The organism is Nocardia sp. NPDC004718 (assembly GCF_053601535.1).
In genome coordinates, this window is the sequence record NZ_JBSGCA010000006.1 from 79771 (window position 1) to 96483 (window position 16713).

The 16713-nt window shown below is 67.5% G+C and carries 19 protein-coding genes; 7 read left to right on the forward strand and 12 right to left on the reverse strand.

Annotated features, from left to right (window positions below; translation table 11 throughout):
* Window positions 1-18 precede the first annotated feature (18 nt).
* Complete coding sequence (locus ACWEH3_RS06790; protein WP_452358281.1) at window positions 19-942, reverse strand: LysR family transcriptional regulator; 924 nt, start codon at window positions 940-942, stop codon at window positions 19-21.
* A 61-nt stretch (window positions 943-1003) separates the two neighbouring features.
* On the opposite strand from ACWEH3_RS06790, the gene ACWEH3_RS06795 reads away from it, so the two are divergent.
* The gene (locus ACWEH3_RS06795; RefSeq protein ID WP_450018198.1) at window positions 1004-1417 is read left to right on the forward strand and encodes a DUF5997 family protein; all 414 of its coding nucleotides are present in this window, start codon (window positions 1004-1006) and stop codon (window positions 1415-1417) included.
* A gap of 78 nt (window positions 1418-1495) precedes the next feature.
* Here the strand turns inward: ACWEH3_RS06795 and rlmN are convergent, their stop codons facing one another.
* On the reverse strand, window positions 1496-2605 hold the full coding sequence (rlmN, locus tag ACWEH3_RS06800) for a 23S rRNA (adenine(2503)-C(2))-methyltransferase RlmN (protein ID WP_450018200.1): 1110 nt from the start codon (window positions 2603-2605) through the stop codon (window positions 1496-1498).
* A 125-nt stretch (window positions 2606-2730) separates the two neighbouring features.
* On the opposite strand from rlmN, the gene ACWEH3_RS06805 reads away from it, so the two are divergent.
* Complete coding sequence (locus ACWEH3_RS06805) at window positions 2731-3087, forward strand: LapA family protein (protein WP_450018202.1); 357 nt, start codon at window positions 2731-2733, stop codon at window positions 3085-3087.
* Between the two features lie 9 nt (window positions 3088-3096).
* On the opposite strand, the gene ACWEH3_RS06810 is transcribed toward ACWEH3_RS06805, so the two are convergent.
* The 5 genes from ACWEH3_RS06810 to rpsB all read right to left on the reverse strand — a co-directional run bounded on the left by ACWEH3_RS06810 (window position 3097) and on the right by rpsB (window position 7475).
* Complete coding sequence (locus tag ACWEH3_RS06810) at window positions 3097-4095, reverse strand: phosphatidate cytidylyltransferase (protein ID WP_450018204.1); 999 nt, start codon at window positions 4093-4095, stop codon at window positions 3097-3099.
* Between the two features lie 111 nt (window positions 4096-4206).
* Window positions 4207-4764: a ribosome recycling factor gene (frr, locus tag ACWEH3_RS06815; RefSeq protein WP_355069927.1), complete on the reverse strand. Its 558-nt coding sequence runs from the start codon at window positions 4762-4764 to the stop codon at window positions 4207-4209.
* Window positions 4765-4814: 50 nt separating this feature from the next.
* Window positions 4815-5543, reverse strand: coding sequence for a UMP kinase (gene pyrH, locus ACWEH3_RS06820; protein WP_039799499.1), 729 nt, complete (start codon window positions 5541-5543; stop codon window positions 4815-4817).
* A 195-nt stretch (window positions 5544-5738) separates the two neighbouring features.
* Window positions 5739-6563: a translation elongation factor Ts gene (gene tsf / locus ACWEH3_RS06825; RefSeq protein WP_355069925.1), complete on the reverse strand. Its 825-nt coding sequence runs from the start codon at window positions 6561-6563 to the stop codon at window positions 5739-5741.
* Window positions 6564-6662: 99 nt separating this feature from the next.
* A complete protein-coding gene (rpsB, locus tag ACWEH3_RS06830; protein ID WP_355069923.1) occupies window positions 6663-7475 on the reverse strand; it encodes a 30S ribosomal protein S2 in 813 nt (270 codons plus the stop codon).
* Window positions 7476-7854: 379 nt separating this feature from the next.
* Here rpsB and ACWEH3_RS06835 point away from each other — a divergent pair, with 379 nt between their 5' ends.
* Genes ACWEH3_RS06835 through ACWEH3_RS06845 form a run of 3 tightly spaced genes read left to right on the forward strand, consistent with a single transcriptional unit; the run spans window position 7855 to window position 9321 of the window.
* Complete coding sequence (locus ACWEH3_RS06835) at window positions 7855-8136, forward strand: hypothetical protein (RefSeq protein WP_450018207.1); 282 nt, start codon at window positions 7855-7857, stop codon at window positions 8134-8136.
* Between the two features lie 23 nt (window positions 8137-8159).
* The gene (locus ACWEH3_RS06840; RefSeq protein ID WP_450018209.1) at window positions 8160-8798 is read left to right on the forward strand and encodes a M23 family metallopeptidase; all 639 of its coding nucleotides are present in this window, start codon (window positions 8160-8162) and stop codon (window positions 8796-8798) included.
* 10 nt (window positions 8799-8808) lie between these two features.
* Entirely contained in the window at window positions 8809-9321 is a 513-nt protein-coding gene (locus tag ACWEH3_RS06845) for a DUF1990 family protein (protein WP_450018211.1), read from the forward strand.
* A gap of 606 nt (window positions 9322-9927) precedes the next feature.
* Here ACWEH3_RS06845 and ACWEH3_RS06850 read toward each other — a convergent pair.
* From ACWEH3_RS06850 to ACWEH3_RS06870, 5 genes are all read right to left on the reverse strand, one after another.
* A complete protein-coding gene (locus ACWEH3_RS06850) occupies window positions 9928-11829 on the reverse strand; it encodes an alkyl/aryl-sulfatase (RefSeq protein WP_450018213.1) in 1902 nt (633 codons plus the stop codon).
* 47 nt (window positions 11830-11876) lie between these two features.
* Entirely contained in the window at window positions 11877-12185 is a 309-nt protein-coding gene (locus ACWEH3_RS06855; RefSeq protein ID WP_450018215.1) for a DUF202 domain-containing protein, read from the reverse strand.
* Entirely contained in the window at window positions 12182-12547 is a 366-nt protein-coding gene (locus ACWEH3_RS06860; RefSeq protein ID WP_450018217.1) for a YidH family protein, read from the reverse strand. Before ACWEH3_RS06860 ends, ACWEH3_RS06855 begins: the two co-directional genes overlap by 4 nt.
* 539 nt (window positions 12548-13086) lie before the next feature.
* Window positions 13087-13818 (reverse strand): acetoacetate decarboxylase family protein, encoded by a 732-nt coding sequence (locus ACWEH3_RS06865; RefSeq protein ID WP_450018219.1) that lies wholly within the window; start codon window positions 13816-13818, stop codon window positions 13087-13089.
* A gap of 145 nt (window positions 13819-13963) precedes the next feature.
* Window positions 13964-14725, reverse strand: a complete 762-nt coding sequence (locus ACWEH3_RS06870; RefSeq protein WP_450018221.1) for a TetR/AcrR family transcriptional regulator — start codon at window positions 14723-14725, stop codon at window positions 13964-13966.
* 54 nt (window positions 14726-14779) lie between these two features.
* On the opposite strand from ACWEH3_RS06870, the gene ACWEH3_RS06875 reads away from it, so the two are divergent.
* Both ACWEH3_RS06875 and ACWEH3_RS06880 read left to right on the forward strand, forming a co-directional pair.
* Window positions 14780-16243 (forward strand): MFS transporter, encoded by a 1464-nt coding sequence (locus ACWEH3_RS06875; RefSeq protein ID WP_450018223.1) that lies wholly within the window; start codon window positions 14780-14782, stop codon window positions 16241-16243.
* A 181-nt stretch (window positions 16244-16424) separates the two neighbouring features.
* Complete coding sequence (locus ACWEH3_RS06880; protein WP_379251464.1) at window positions 16425-16703, forward strand: hypothetical protein; 279 nt, start codon at window positions 16425-16427, stop codon at window positions 16701-16703.
* The last annotated feature ends 10 nt before the right edge of the window (window positions 16704-16713 follow it).

A 16713-nucleotide genomic window follows, 5' to 3' on the forward strand; every position in this document is an offset into this window, starting at 1 on the left:
CCGTCGCCGGACGGATCGCTAGCGTCCGCGGCGTCGGGCAGGTTTCTTCTTGGCCGGGGCCGGACGACCAGCCACCTTCTTGGCCGGGGGCTTCTTGCGCGACTCGTCCTTGTCGGCTCGGGCCTGGCTGCGGGAACTGCGCTCGGAACGGCCACGGACGACGCCGACGAACTCCTCGACCAGATCCGTGGTGCGGCCGGCCGGCCAGGCCAGCGCGACCTCCGTGTCGGGAACGTCGAGCATCGGACGGTAGACGAGGTCGCGGCGATGATGCAGGCGAGCGAGCGAGTGCGGCACGATCGCCGCGCCGCCGGCCGCCGCGACCAGCTCCAGCGCGCCGCCGACCGCGTCGACGTCCGAGGTGTCCTGGAGACGCTCGTCGGCCAGGTCGGCCATGCGCACCTCGTCGAACACCGACAGCGGGTGTTCCTTCTGCACCACCACGACCGGGACCTCACGGTAGAGCGGGATCGCGCTCATGCCTTCGGGGTCGATCGGCAGCCGGACGAAGCACATGTCCACGCTCCCCGCACGGAGAGCCGCCTCCTGATCCGCCTGCGCCAGCGCGCTCACCTCGAGCGGGATGTCCGGGAACCGCTCGGCCCAGATCCGGGTCCATTTGGACACCGTGACGCCCGGCACGAAACCCACCCGCAGGACGGCCGATGCCTCCGGTTCGTTCCGCTGCGCCGCCGCCTCGGCGCGCGCGATGACCTCGCGGGCCCGCTCCAGCAATTCGCGGCCGTCGTCGGTGAGCTGGGTCGGTTGCGCGCCGGGCACGAAAAGCTTTGTGCCGAGTTCGTTTTCCAAGTCGATGACGGTATGGCTGAGCTTCTGCCGCGAGATGTGCAGCGCCTTCGCCGCGCGCGCGAAGTGCAACTCCTGCGCGACCGCGACGAACCAGCGCAGGCGCACGACATCGATCGACTCCAACGGGCTCATTCGTGGAAGCGTATGCCACCGCGCGGTCGGGCCCCGCCGCGCCGCCCAGTAAGCTGGGTCGGTGAGCCCGGACAAGAAACCGCAGATGATGAAGCCGTTGACGGCGGCGAACAAGCTCGGCATCTACCTTCCGGCCGCACCCGAGGAGTTCCGCAGCGCGCCGATCTCGCGCACCCAGCTCGACGCGCTGCGCGACGATCCCCCCGAATGGCTCACCGAACTGCGCCGCACCGGCCCGTTTCCGCGCGATGTGGTGGCACGCAAACTCGGTGTCTCCAACACCGGCTTGACCCGCGCCGGGGTCTCCGACCACCTCACGGTCGACGAGATCGACGCCCTGCTCGCCGACCCGCCGGAGTGGCTCGTGCGCGAGCGGGAGAACTACGCCGCGGTCCGCGCGGAGAACGAGCGCATCAAGACGAAGGAAGCCGAACGTCGCGCCGCCACCAACCGTCCGGCGAAGAACCGCGGCTAGCGCTTCCGTCGGGGAAACGCTCGCCCTGCAATGGGCGGCGCGAGGCTGCGCCGCCACCCATCATGCGAGCCGAGTATTTCAGTTCTCCGCGGCCAACTGCCCGCAGGCGGCGGCGATCTCTTGGCCGCGGGTGTCGCGGACCGTGCAGGGCACGCCCTTGGCGTTGACGCGGCGGACGAACTCTTGCTCGACCGGCTTGGGGCTGGCATCCCACTTGGAGCCCGGAGTCGGGTTGAGCGGGATGACGTTGACGTGGACCCGGGAGCCGAGCGCCTTGTGCAGCTTCTCGCCCAACAGGTCCGCGCGCCACGGATGGTCGTTGATGTCCCGGATGAGCGCGTATTCGACCGAGACGCGGCGGCCGGTCTTGTCGGCGTAGTAGCGGGCCGCGTCGAGCACCTCCGCGACCGGCCAGCGGTTGTTCACCGGAACCAGGGTGTCGCGCAGTTCGTCGTCGGGCGTGTGCAGCGAGACCGCGAGCGTCACCGACAATCCCTCGTCGGCCAGTTTGCGGATGGCCGGAGCCAGCCCGACGGTCGAGACCACGACATTGCGCTGGGAGATACCGAGTCCGTCCGGCGCGGGCGAGGTGATCCGGCGGACCGCGGCGACCACCCGCTTGTAGTTCGCCAGCGGCTCCCCCATGCCCATGAAGACGATGTTGGACAGTCTGCCCGGCCCACCGGCCACTTCCCCGTCCCGCAGCGCGGCGGCCGCGGCACGCACCTGGTCGACGATCTCCGCGGTGGACAGGTTGCGGTTCAGCCCACCTTGGCCGGTGGCACAGAACGGGCACGCCATGCCGCAACCGGCCTGGCTGGAGATGCACAGGGTCGCGCGATCGGGGTAGCGCATGAGCACGCTTTCCAGCAGCGTGCCGTCGCCCGCACGCCAGAGCGTCTTGCGCGTCTCCCCCTCGTCACACGCGACATGCTTGACCACGTCGAGCAGCGGCGGGAACAGCGCCTCGCCGATCTTCTCCCGGACCGCGGCGGGCAGATCCGTCATCCGCGCCGGATCGGCCTGCAATCGCGCGTAGTACTGCCGGGCGATCTGATCGGCACGGAACTTCGGCAGGCCCAGCTCCTCGATGGCCGCGCGCCTGCCATCGGCGTCGAGGTCGGCGAGATGACGCGGCGGCATGCCACGGCGCGGAGCGTCGAAAACCAGGGGCAGGGAGACGGTCATAATCGTTCCATTCTCCCATCCGCGGCAGACACCCGCGCACTCGACCACGTACGCACGGCTCGACATGCCCGGTTCGTCCCGAGGAAATGCGTGCGGGCCTGATAGCCGTCGGCCATGATCGAGATATGTCCACGCATGCCGAACACCCGCCGGAACCGGATCCGGACCTGTCACAGCGTCAGCGCACGACGCCCCCGGGCGCCCCGCCGGTCGTTCCGCCCGCCGTCCCGGCCAAGAAGTCTCTCGCCTCGCGCGCCGGTTACGCCTGGACCGGACTCGTCGCAGGCGTCTTGATCCTGGTCCTGTTGCTGATCTTCATCGTGCAGAACCTCGAGCAGGTGCAAGTGCACTTCTTCTTCTGGGACTTCTCGCTGCCACTCGGCGTCACCGTGCTGCTGTCGATGATCGGCGGCGCGCTCGTCATGGCCTCGGTGGGCGGCGTGCGCATCCTGCAGCTGCGCCGCGCGGCCAAGAAGGTCTGACGCGCCGGATCACAGCAGCGTGGACAGCACCAGCCAGGAGACGAACGCCGACGGGAGCATGGAGTCGAGGCGGTCCATGATGCCGCCGTGGCCCGGCAGCAGCGTGCCCATGTCCTTGATGCCGAGTTCGCGCTTGATCTGCGATTCGATCAGATCGCCGCAAGTGGCCACCAGCACCAGGCCGACGCCGAGCACGACGCCGATCATCGAGTTGGCATCCAACAGGAGCGTCACCGTGAGCAGACCGCCGATCACACTGAACACCAGCGAGCCGCCGAAACCCTCCCACGACTTCTTCGGGCTGATCGAGGGAACCATCGGATGCTTGCCGAACAGCACGCCCGCCACATAACCGCCGACGTCGGAGCAGACCACCAGGATCATGAAGGTCAGCACCCGCAGGTTGCCGTCCGGCTCGAGCAGCAGCAGGGTGGCGAACGAGGCGAGCAGCGGAATCCAGGCCAGCGTGAACACCGTGATAGCGGTGTCGCGCAAGAAGTTTCGTGGAGCTGTCCGTAAGCCGTGGTCGAACAGCCGCCACGCCATGCAGATCAGCGTGGTCGCGGCGAACGCGCCCGCGACACCGCTGGCGCCGTACGGCCAGCCCAGCCAGAACACCGCTTGGCCGCCCACGATCAGTGGAATCCGCGGGACGAGCACATCGGCCTCGCGCAGGCGCTTGGCGACCTCCCAGGTGGCCACGCCGACCCCGGCCGCCGCGACGCCGATGAACACCTTCGGCACGAACAGCAGGATCGCGATCAGCGAGAGACCGAGGCCGAAGCCGACGGCCAGCGCGGCGGGCAGATTGCGACCCGCCCGCGAACCACTCGAGGCGGGTGCGGTGTGCGCCGCGGCGGGATTCGCGGGACCGCCTAACCGTTCATAACCGGAAGCACCAGCATCGTGCGCGTGCTGTCGCGTCGCATCGGCTGTTCCGTTCACCGGCGGCTCCTCTGCCGCACCGGTCGCGGCGGCGTTCTCGGCCACGATTGTCCCGTCGCTCAACTCGTCGTTCCGTTCGTCCCCCGCCCGGGCGGGCCTCGGCGCTGTCACGGGCGGCACTCGCGGTGACTTGGGCCTCCTCCGGGCCCGGTCACGCCTACCGACCGATCCGCGTCAGACCTCGAGCAGTTCGGCTTCCTTGTGCTTGACCAGTTCATCGATCTGGCCGACATACTTGGCGGTGGTCTTGTCGAGCTCCTTCTCGGCACGCCCGACCTCGTCCTCGCCCGCCTCGCCATCTTTCTGGATGCGGCCCAGTTCGTCCATCGCCTTGCGACGGACATTGCGAATGGCGACCTTGGCGTCCTCGCCCTTGCCTCTCGCCTGCTTGGCGAGCTCACGACGGCGCTCCTCGGTCAGCTGCGGCACCGAGATGCGGATGATGTCCCCGTTGTTGGTGGGGTTGACGCCGAGATCCGAATTGCGGATCGCGGTCTCGATCGGCCCGAGCTGGGCCGCCTCGTAGGGCTTGATCACGACCATGCGCGGCTCCGGCACCGTGATGCTGGACATCTGGGTGATCGGGGTCGGCGATCCGTAGTAGTCGACCACGACCCGGGAGAACATGCCCGGGTTCGCGCGACCGGTGCGAATGGTTCCGAGATCGTCCTTCGCCACCGAGACGGCCTTCTCCATCTTCTCCTCGGCGTCGAAGAGCGCTTCTTCAATCACGACCGTTTCCTCCACAGCGTCGTCATGTCATGATCCGCGGTCCGCGGGTATCAGGACCGAACCAGTGTGCCGATCTTCTCACCGGCGACCGCGCGGGCGATATTGCCCTTGGTCAACAAATTGAACACCAGAATCGGCATCTGGTTGTCCATGCACAAGCTGAAGGCGGTCGCGTCCGCGACCTTGAGGTCGCGCTCGATGACCTCTTTGTGGGTGATCTCGGTGTACATGGTCGCGGTCTCGTCGACGCGCGGGTCGGCGGTGAACACTCCATCGACCGCCTTGGCCATCAAGACCACGTCCGCGCCGATCTCCAGCGCGCGCTGCGCGGCGGTGGTGTCGGTGGAGAAGTACGGCATGCCCATGCCCGCTCCGAAGATGACCACGCGGCCCTTCTCCAGATGCCGCTTGGCGCGCAGCGGAAGGTAGGGCTCGGCGACCTGGCCCATGGTGATCGCGGTCTGCACCCGGGTGTCCACGCCTTGCTGCTGCAGAAAGTCTTGCAGCGCAAGGCTGTTCATCACCGTGCCGAGCATGCCCATGTAGTCCGAGCGCGCGCGTTCCATGCCGCGCTCCTCGAGTTCGGCGCCGCGGAAGAAGTTCCCGCCGCCGATCACCACGGCCACCTGGACGCCGGTGGCGACCACCTCGGCGATCTGCTCGGCCACCGTCTGCACCACGTCCGGGTCGAGTCCGACCTTCCCGCCGCCGAACATCTCTCCGCCGAGTTTCAGCAGTACCCGGCGATATCCTGGGCGATCGGTCCCCGGGTCCGTCATGGGTCTCCAGTCTCCTTCGGCGAGGGATTGTCGTTCTTCCGGCGATTCGTTGCTCACGGCAGGCGCCTGTGACGTAGAGCAAGGCAGAGCGGCATCTATCCTGCCTTATTCGGTTGGAGCGGCAGCAGAAGGCCCCCCGTCAACCGGCGTTCGTTCGGTCGGCGGGGGGCCTGCACGCTGAAGGTGCGGCGAAACTCAGTTCGCGCCGACCTCGAAGCGGGCGAAGCGGGTGACAGTGACACCGGCCTCGTCCAGCAGAGCCTTGACGGTCTTCTTCGAATCGGTGACCGACGGCTGCTCGAGCAGCACGACGTCCTTGAAGAAGCCGTTGACCCGGCCCTCGGTGATCTTCGGCAGCGCAGCCTCGGGCTTGCCCTCCTCGCGAGCGGTCTGCTCGGCGATGCGGCGCTCGTTCTCCACGAGATCGGCGGGAACCTCGTCGCGGGTCACGTACTTGGCCTTGAGCGCGGCGACCTGCATGGCGGCTGCGCGAGCGGCCTCGGCCGCGGCGTCGCCCTCACCGGTGTACTCGACCAGCACGCCGACGGCGGGCGGCAGGTCGGAGGCACGCTTGTGCAGGTAGGTGGCGACCGGGCCGTTCAGCGAGATGACGCGGCGCAGCTCGAGCTTCTCGCCGATCTTCGCGGCGAGCGCCTGCACAGCCTCGTCGACGGTCTTGCCGCCCAGGTCGAGGGCCTTCAGCGTGTCCAGGTCGCCCGGCTTGGCGGACGCCGCCGCGGCGACGACCTGCTCGGCCAGCTGCTGGAACTCCGCGTTCTTCGCGACGAAGTCGGTCTCGGAGTTGATCTCGACCATGACGCCGTCCTTGGCGGCGACCAGGCCTTCGGCGGTGGTGCGCTCGGCACGCTTGCCGACGTCCTTCGCGCCCTTGATGCGCAGCAGCTCGACGGCCTTGTCGAAGTCACCGTCGGTCTCGGCCAGCGCGTTCTTACAATCCATCATGCCGGAGCCGGTCAGCTCCCGGAGCCGCTTCACGTCGGCAGCGGTGTAGTTCGCCATTCTCGGCGAGCCTCCTTTGGAGAAGTGTGGATGTTGACAGCGGCGATCACGATGGCACTGGCTCGTGATCGCCGCCGAAACAGCTGGTTACGAGTCCGCTCAGGCCTCGGCGGAGGTCTCTGCGGCCTCGGCGCCGGGCGCGGCCTGCGCGAGCAGCTCCTGCTCCCACTCGGCCAGCGGCTCGCCCGCGCCCGCCTCCGGCTTCTCGTCGCCCGAGGACAGACCGGCGCGCGCCTGCACGCCCTCGGCCACCGCGGAGGCGACGACCTTGGTCAGCAGGGCGGCGGAGCGGATCGCGTCGTCGTTGCCTGGGATCGGGTAGTCGACCAGGTCGGGGTCGCAGTTGGTGTCCAGGATCGCGATGACCGGGATGTTCAGCTTGCGCGCCTCGCCGACGGCGATGTGCTCCTTGTTGGTGTCGACGACCCAGATGGCCGAGGGCACCTTCTGCATGTCGCGGATACCGCCGAGGGTGCGCTCCAGCTTGTTCATCTCACGCGTCAGCATGAGGATTTCCTTCTTGGTGCGACCCTCGAAGCCACCGGTCTGCTCCATGGCCTCGAGCTCCTTGAGGCGCTGCAGACGCTTGTGCACGGTGGAGAAGTTGGTGAGCATGCCGCCCAGCCAGCGCTGGTTGACGTAGGGCATCCCGACGCGAGTCGCCTCGGCCGCGATCGACTCCTGGGCCTGCTTCTTGGTGCCGACGAAGAGGACGGTGCCACCGTGGGCGACGGTCTCCTTGACGAACTCGTAGGCCTTGTCGATGTAGGTCAGCGTCTGCTGCAGGTCGATGATGTAGATGCCGTTGCGGTCGGTGAAGATGAACCGCTTCATCTTCGGGTTCCAGCGCCGCGTCTGGTGTCCGAAGTGTGCGCCGCTGTCGAGCAGCTGCTTCATGGTTACGACAGCCATGGCTCCCGTATCTCTCTTTCGTTTGCCGGTTGACGCAGCGAATCGGCGATCCGCTGCCCTGGCGCCACCCAATCGTCGGACCCGACCACGAAGGTGGGGACCAGCCGGCGATTCCCTGTTCCGAACACGCTGCCGCGAACCCAATTTGTCTCGAGCTCGATTCGAACAGCGCCGCTATGAACAAGCACGGTGGCGCGCGAAGTCGGTCCATGCACGCACAGACCGCTCGATCAGTTTACGACCTCGGAGCACCAGATCTAAATCGGTCCGATCCGAAGCCTCCGACCAGGCGGAACGGCGGCTTTCCACAGTCGAGCGGGTTATCCCCATTCCACGGATCGAGCCCCCGGCGACCCCGGAACCGCGGAAGGGTTGAGCCATGAAACCGATCTCCACCGCGACAACCCTTCTTCTTCCGCTGTTCTTCGCGCTCGGCATTGTGACCGCGCCGCCGGTCGGGGCCGAGACGCCTGCCGCGAAACCCGGGCTCGAGGCGTGCACGGGCTCCGTCTGCCTGCCTTCCCTGTCCGGCCTGCCGCGTCGCGCGCCGCTGCCCTTCCGGCAAGCCGGACTCGGTGGCGGTGGAGATGACCGGCATAAGACGATTTCCGCCTCCGGTAGCGACCTGTGCGCACCGCCCGCACCCCTCTGCGGGTCGTAATCGGCCCTCCCGGCGCGGCGCGAATGACCGGGTCGAGGGCGATGCGGCGGTGGTCCTCTTCGGCGCTGGCTCTCGGCATCGCCGCAATCGTCGCGGCGGCGCCGACCGCGACAGCCCGACCCGAAGGGCGATTCGACTGGCCCCTGCAGCCGCGCCCCGCGGTGGTTCGGCACTTCGACAAACCCGCGCAGAACTGGCTACCGGGGCATCGCGGGGTCGATCTGGCAGGCGCCGAGGGGCAAGCTGTGCTCGCGGCGGGAGAGGGGATCGTCATTTTCGCCGGAACGGTGGCCGACAAGCCGGTCGTTTCCATCGAACACCCCGGCGGGCTGCGCACGACATACGAGCCCGTTCGCGCCGAAGTCCCCGTGGGAAGGCGGGTCGGACGAGGTACCCGGATCGGCACGCTGGAGTCCGGGCACCTGGGATGCGTGGCGGTGTGTCTGCACTGGGGAGCCCGCGTCGAGGGCGGTCCCCACCGCAATCGTGAGTATCTGGACCCCTTCGGGCTTCTGCATCTCACTCCCCTGCGGCTCAAGCCGGTGCGCCCTGTGCCCGGCATCGGACGATCCGCCGCGTCGCAGCGCATCGGTCCGCGGCGTCGTCGCCTCGGACCGGCGTGTCGGCGGCACGAGGTGGCCAGACTATGGGCCGTGGGGTGAAGATCAGGACATGGCGGATGGGCTGGAGCCGTTCACGTACTCCGAACTCGGCGCGACCCGAGGTGTGCTGCCGGAGGGCTATCACGGGTTACGGTTGCGGCGGCGCATCGGCCGGGGACGCGCGCTGTTCGAGCAGGCGGGGGCCCGGATTCTGGCCTACGGCGTGCAGAAGGGCACCGGGATCTTCCGATCCGCCGATACTCCGACGGCCGAGCCCGGCACCACCGTCACCGTGCGGCTCGGAGTCGGTCCGTTCGGGATCACCGCTCCGTGCCGCGTGGTGTACGTCCTCGACGAACCCGACCGGCGGGGTTTCGCCTACGGCACCCTGCCCGGGCACCCGGCCTCCGGCGAAGAATTGTTCGCGGTCGAGTACGACTCCGCCGACGACATGGTGTACGGGCTGATCGTCGCGTTCTCCCGCCCAGCCACCTGGTACACCCGGCTCGGCGGACCCGTTATGCGGCTGACCCAGCGCTTCGTTGCGGGCCGATACCTCGCGACATTGCCGACGTCCGATTGAACAATCACGCAACGGCCGTATGTTCGGAATAACCCAAAACGGGTTCGTATCAGAACCTTTGATCAACCAGCAGGGCAGCGACGACGGGGCGATACTGTTCCGGTGACCGGCGAACCCGAAATGGCCGAGAGTCCGCTGAATTTCCCTGTGGACAGCGATCCGGCCTCGCCCATTTACAGCGAGGCACTCGACAGCCGTGCCGAGATCCAGGAGATCATCGAATCTTCTCGACTGATGGGCGTCGAGTCCCTGTCGTTCGACCAGATGATGACCTACATCACCGCGAAGCGCGAATACCAAGCCTCGGCCTATGCCGACACCGAGGCCGTCGACCGAGCTCGGCGCGATCATGAGCTGCAGGCGGAGTCGCGGCGCACCGAGCTGATCAAAGAAGAGGCGGAGGCGAAGAACAAGATCCTGGAGGCGCGCTACCGCGCAGGACTCGCCGCAGCGCTGGTGGCGGGCACGGTGGCCGGAGTCATGTTCGGCATCGTCAAAGGTCTGCCCGCACAGGAACTGACGCAATACCTTGCGCCGGTGTCGGGCCTCGCCGGGATCGTGGTCGGCTATTTCTTCGGCCGCGACGCGAGACGAGAAAAGCGCGAACTACGGTGTGACGATCGCGAAATCGGGGTCCGGGGCGTCGAAGATGTCGACCAGTTCGGCGAGCTTGGTGACGTCTCCCTCGATGACGATGTCGCCGGCGGCCGCTGCGACGCCGAAGTCGTCACCGGCCAGCAACACGCGGATCAGTGTTTCCTTGGCCAGCGTGAAGGTGGCATCGGCTTCCGGCAGGGACATGCCCGGAGCGACGTCGAAGTGGGTGAGGCGGCCGTTGCGCAACTCGAGCCGGTGGGTACGGTCCTGGTCGGTGAGGATCCAGTCCGTCACCAGCCGATGATTCCACGCTTTCGGGCCATCGACGCGCAACGCCAGGGCGTCGAAAATCTGGTCGATGGACAGCGCCGCCGCCATCGTGGGCGAATCGGTCTTGGTGGGCGTGCCGAACGAGCCGTAGCGCAGTTCGTAGGCGCCGCTGAGATAGAAGTTGCGCCACGTGGCGTTCTCCGCGCCGTAGCCCAGTTGCTCGAAGGTACTGGCCTGCAATTCTTTCGCGCCGTCGTTGTCCGGATCGGCGAATATGACGTAGTTGAGCACCTGCGCCACCCAGCGGTAGTCCCCGGCGTCGTAGGAGGCCCGCGCTTTGCGGAGCACTTCGTCCGCACCACCCATGAATTCCACGTGCCGCCGAGCGGATTCGACCGGCGGATGCTCCCACAGATGTGCGGGGTTGCCGTCGAACCACCCCATGTAGCGCTGATAGACAGCCTTCACGTTGTGACTGACCGAGCCGTAGTACCCGCGCGCGTGCCAGGCCTCCTCGATGGCGGGCGGGAGGGCGACCAGCTCGGCGATCTCCGCGCCCACGTAGCCCTGGTTCAGCAGGCGGACGGTCTGGTCGTGCAGGTACCCGTACAGATCCCGTTGCAGCGAGAGGAACTCCACCAGGCGGTCGGTGCCCCAGGTCGGCCAATGGTGCGAGGCGAAGACGACGTCGGAGTCACGGGCGAACAGGTTGATCGCCTCGGTCAGGTATTTCGCCCAGACATGCGCGTCACGCACCAGCGCGCCGCGCAACGTGAGCACGTTGTGCAGGGTGTGGGTCGCGTTCTCCGCCATGCACAGCGCGCGACGGTCCGGGAAGTGGAAATTCATCTCCGCGGGCGCTTCGGTGCCGGGCGTGAGCTGGAAAACCATCCGTATGCCGTCGATCGTCTTCTCTTCCCCGGTGGCGGTGATGTCGACGGTCGGGGGGATCAGCGTGACCGTGCCGACCGACGTGGTCTGGCCCAGCCCGGAGCCCACCGCGCCCAGCGGACCGCGCGGTAGCACGGCGCCGTACATGTACCCCGCACGGCGCGCCATCGCCGTGCCCGCGTAGATGTTCTCCGCCACCGCGTGTTCCAGGAATCCGGCAGGCGCCAGCACCGGGCAGCGTCCCGTCTCGACCTCCTCGGCGGTGATGACGCCGCAGGCTCCGCCGAAATGGTCGGCGTGCGAATGCGTGTAGATCAGACCGGTCACCGGGCGGTCGCCACGATGCGCGCGGTAGAGCGCGAGACCGGCCGCGGCGGTCTCGATAGAGATCAGCGGATCGATCACGAGGACTCCGGTCTCGCCTTCGACCAGCGTCATATTGGAGATGTCGAAACCACGGATCTGATAGATGCCCGCGCAGACCTCGTACAACCCCTGTCGCACCGCGAGGCCGGACTGCCGCCACAGGCTCGGATGGACCGAGGGCGGGCAGGGTTCGCGCAGGAACGAATAAGAGTCGTTGTCCCAGACGACGGTTCCGTCTTCGGAGGTGATTACACCGGGATCCAGCGCCGCGACGAAGCCTCGATCGGCGTCGGCCAGATCGGTCGTGTCGGCGAATGGCAGCGCGGCGGTCGCACGCTCGTGCTCCGCGACGATGAAGCCGCTCGGCTCGCTCGCTGTGCACATTGTCGTCCTCCTGTCGTCTCGGCCAACTTTGCTGGGCCGCCACCCGGTCAGGGCAGCGGTTCGAGAGAACCGGCCGCCGCGGCGGCCAGCGCGACCACGACCACGGCCGCGGCCGTCGCGGCGACGACGCGACCACCGTGGGCGTAGCGGCCCCGGCGAAGACCGCGGTTGCGCAGATAACAAGCCCCCGTCAGCGCCGCCATCGCGATCGCGGCGCCGATGGGCGCGACCGCGGCCGCGCGCCATCCGCTGCCGAGAGCCTGATGCAGGAACAGCGTGCCGACGACCATCGCCGACACGGCGGTGCGCCGCCACGCCAGTGCGGTGCGTTCGGCGGACAGATGTGGCGCGCTCACCGCAGCAGCACCGCCACCGCCGCCAGCACCGAGACGATCGCGATGCCCGCCGACAGGATCGGCACCAGCACCGTCTCCGGCAGCGGATCGCCGCGCCGCATGGCCACGCCGATGCGCCGCCAGTGCCCGTACGCGCCGATCGCGACGACCGCCGCCAAGACCAGGCAGCTGAGCGCGATCGCGCGCCGCAATCCCGCGATCCGGAACGACTGCACCAGTGTGTGCACCGCGACGCCACCGGCCAGCAGTCCAAGCGAGGTCCGCATCCAAGCCAAGAAGGTGCGCTCGTTGGCGAGCGTGAAGCGGTAGTCGAGCTGCTCCTCACCCTCTTCCCCCTCGGCTCCGGGGTTCGGCAGCGTCACGCCGCCTCGGTTCGGGCGTCCGACCACCTACGCCTCGGGAGGGCGCCCCGCTCGCGTCGCACGGGTCTGCATGTCGTTGCGCCAGGCGGTGTTCCGATGCGCAGGAGGACGCCGGACTGCACGGTGGTCACGACACACCACGCTAGTGGGGATCGGGGAAGCTCGCGGCGCGCCATCACCGACGGCGGGAACGCGACCGACTCCGCTACGTGTCCTGAGAATCTTGTCCGGGCGAGCACGCTGACCATCGAGCGGTCCGGATGGCCGGCCGAAGACGCGAACGTTTCCGAAGAACGCAGCAACCAAAGTTTCGGAGCGTATCCGGTACCGGAAATCACTTGCTCGAGCCACTCGCAGTCGTGCGGTATCCGCTGTTCGAAGCGTCCTTCAGCGACGCAGGTCCGGTCGGCGACGATCACGGGCACACTCCATAACTGAGAGCGTTGGCAAACGATCCGCTAAGTCAGGCTAACCGCAGCCGCGCCGGACCGTCCACGTGCCCCACCCGCCCGTGACCGGGTGGTTATGCGGAAGGCACGTCAGATCGAGATCGCGTCTTCGAACGTCATCGCCAGCCGCGAGACGGACGAGGACATCGACGCACGCCGCGGCAGGCCGAGCGACCGGAGTTCCGCGGCGATCGCATGGTCGCCCAGCGTCAGCTCCGCACCGCCGAAACGCGCACGCATGCCGGAAGGCCGCATCTCCCAGCGCGTGCAGCGAGTGACGCCGTCGATGTGCGAGTAGGCGTCGAACGAGGACGCCGCGGCGCGACCGTTCGGGGTCGCGAACCCCGGCCGCACCGTGAGATCGGCGATGAGCTGCCCGTTCTGGTGCAGCGCGCCGCTGCGCGTCCGGCCGTCGTGATCGACGACGAATTCGGCGAGTTCCTTTGGAAAGCCCCAGATGCCGCGCCCTGCGGCCAAAGTGAACTCGCCGTCCACCGGCAGTTTGTGGATGAACACGCCGGCCTGCCCGGTCACCAGCGCCCGCAGGTCGCCGATTCCGGAGGGCGCCCCCGCGGTGTGGTGGCGCACCATGAACGAGACGCCGAACTCGTTGTACGGACCCAGATCGCCGTCGACGTAGTCGACGAAGACCAGTGTGCACATCGCCCGGCCGCCCGGGAGCCGGAGAATCCCCAGGCCGGAGTAGTCGATGAGGCGCTGCGCCCGTTCAGCGGGCACCAGATAGGTGGCCATGAACGCGCGCGCGAGCCGGATGCGGACCGGCATGCGCACCTCTCGGCCGAGAACGGTGTGCGTGCTCACATCAGACGCCTTTCTGCGCGTCGGCGCTCGGGCGCGCCGCGTGGCCATGCGCGTGATCCGGTACCGGATCACGTCTATAGAACACGTTTCAATTTATCCGCACAATCCCGATACGTAGCCCGTTTGACCCTACCGAGAACCTGTTTCACGTTCGATCGGCGTCACCCACGGGAGATCGAGCCGCCCGCGACTCTTGCCCGGGTTCCCGCAGGTTGCGCAGGCGAGCTTCCAGGCCATCGAGGACGCAGAGCAAGCCGAAGTCGAACGCCATCGCACGCGCGGCCTCCTGGTCGGTCGGCACGGTCGCCCGATAGTCCGCGAGCATCTCGGGATAGTCGCCGGCCACGTCCTGCATCACGCGCAGCACGCCGTCGGCGTCGATCTCCATCCCCTCGGACACCTTGTCCCAGGCGATCTCCGGAATCACCTGACCTAAGACGAAACACATCACCGTGCCGCTGGCCAGATAGATGTCCACACCATGAAAACCCGCCCGGACGAACGCGCGGCGCAGCCGATCGCTCAGACGCAGCGAGTTGGGGCCGATGCTCGGCAGTTGCCCGACCAGCGACGCCATCCATGGATGCTCCCTGATGGACGCGCGCAAGTTGTAGGCGAAGGTGTTCAGCAGTTCACGCCAGGACGCCTCCTCGGGCTCCGGGGTCCGGACCAGACCCCAGAACTCGTCGAGCACCAATTCCAGCAACTCGTCCTTGTTGGAGACGTGCCAGTAGAGACTGGTCGCCCCCGCACCCAGTTTCGCGCCGAGCTTGCGCATGCTCAGCGACTCCAGCCCCTCGGCGTCGAGAATCTCGACGGCCGCCGCGATGATCTGCTCGCGGCGCAGCCCGGGCGATTTGGGCTGGCGCGGCTGCTTGGTCCATACCGACGCGAACTGCTTGGTCACAACACGATCTTATAATCGCTCGCACACTGTTCGAGTTTCTCATACGCTGTGCGAGTGGAATCGAACATTGTGCGAGACCCCCGGCGCTGGTGGGTCCTGGGGGTCCTCTGTCTGTCCTTGCTGGTGTTGATGCTCGACAGCACCGTGCTGAATCTCGCCATCCCCTCGCTGATCCGGGAACTGGGCGCGACACCGTCGGATGTCCAGTGGATCCTGGACGCCTACGTGCTGGTCTTCGCCGGGCTCCTGCTCACCGCGGGCAGCTTGTCCGACCGGTTCGGCAGGCGACGAGCGCTGATCACCGGGCTCGCCGTGTTCGGGATGGCCTCGCTGGCCGCCGTACTGGCGACCGAACCGTGGCAGGTCGTGGCCGCCCGCGTCGCGATGGGCGTCGGTGGGTCGCTGCTGATGCCGTCGACGCTGTCGATCCTGATGACCAGCTTCGCCGAGGACGAACGGCGCACGGCGATGGCGGCGTGGTCGACGGTCTCCATGGTCGGCATCGTCGCCGGTCCCACGCTGGGCGGCTTCCTGCTCCAGCACTACTGGTGGGGATCGGTCTTCCTGCTCAATATCCCGGTGGCGGTGCTCGCGATCATCGCGGCCGTCGTGCTGATGCCGGAGACCACCGGTGAGCAGCGACCGGTCGATCTCGTCGGCGTCGTCCTGTCCGTCGTGGCGCTGAGCGCGACGGTCTACGTGATCATCGAACGGGAATGGAACTTCGGCGTGCTCGCGCTGGCCGCTGTCGCGGCGACCGCCTTCGTCATCTGGGAGAGCCGATCGGCACATCCGATGCTGCCGTTGGCGGTGTTCCGCAGCCGCGATTTCACCGGCACCTGTTTCACCCTGCTGCTGATGGTCTTCGGCATGGGTGCGGTCATGCTGATGCTCACTCAGTACTTGCAGTTCGTACTCGGCTACGGCCCGATGAAGGCCGGACTGGCGTTGCTCCCATACGCCGTGGCCGCCGCGGTCTGCAACGGCCTCGGCGCGACGCTCGGCAAAACGCTGAGCAACAAGACACTCGTCGTGTCCGGCCTGCTCGTCATGGGAGTGGCCTTCGGCATCCTCGCGCTGGGGAGCGGATATCTCTGGGTGCTGATCAGCATGCTGGTGATGGGTGTCGGCGGCGGCTTGGCGGGTCCGGCCGCCTACGCGGCCATCATGAGCGCCATTCCGCTGGAGCACGCCGGTGTCGGCTCCGCGATGAACGACACGATCCAGCAAGTCGGCATGGCGATCAGCATCGCCGTCCTCGGTAGCGTGCTGGCCGGTGTGTTCACCTCGAACATGCCCGCCGACGCGCCCGACGCCGCGCGTGAATCCATCGGCGCCGCCTTCCAGCTCGGCTACGTCGAGCCCGCCAAGGACGCCTTCACCGCCGCCATGTCCACGGGCGCGTGGATCAGCGCCGGATTCAGCATCGCCGCCGCCGTGCTCGGCGCGGTGCTGCTGCGCGCCCGGCGGCCGCAACCGGCCGAGCAGCCGGACCCCGCTCCTGTCGCGCACGGCTGATCGCTTCGGCGGCGCCGCCTGATTCGACGGCCACATTCGGTTCGCGCAGAATAGCGATTCCGATGTCTTCTCGCCTCCTCCGGTATGAATGATTCCGACCCGGAGGCTGATGGCCTCTCGCGCTTGCTCCGAGCAGAGTTGGTTGTGTGTTCACACTGAGGCCTTCAACAAACGAGGGCTGGTGAAGCAATCAACCACTGGAGACATCATGATCACGAACAAAATGCGCGTAACGGCGGCGGCAGTAGCGCTCGCACCGATCATCGCCCTCGGGTCAGGTTTCGCTTCCGCAGCCCCGGACGTAGCACCGGGACCGGTGCAAGTGGCGGATCATCCCGTACCTGTTCAGGTCGAGCCCGCGACACTGGGCCTGATTTGGCCGCTGGGCATTTTCTGCGCTCCTCTGTTGCTGCTTCCGCCGGTGGCCAACGCGGTTGCCGTGGCCGTTTGCGCCGCCTGATCGCGTTTCG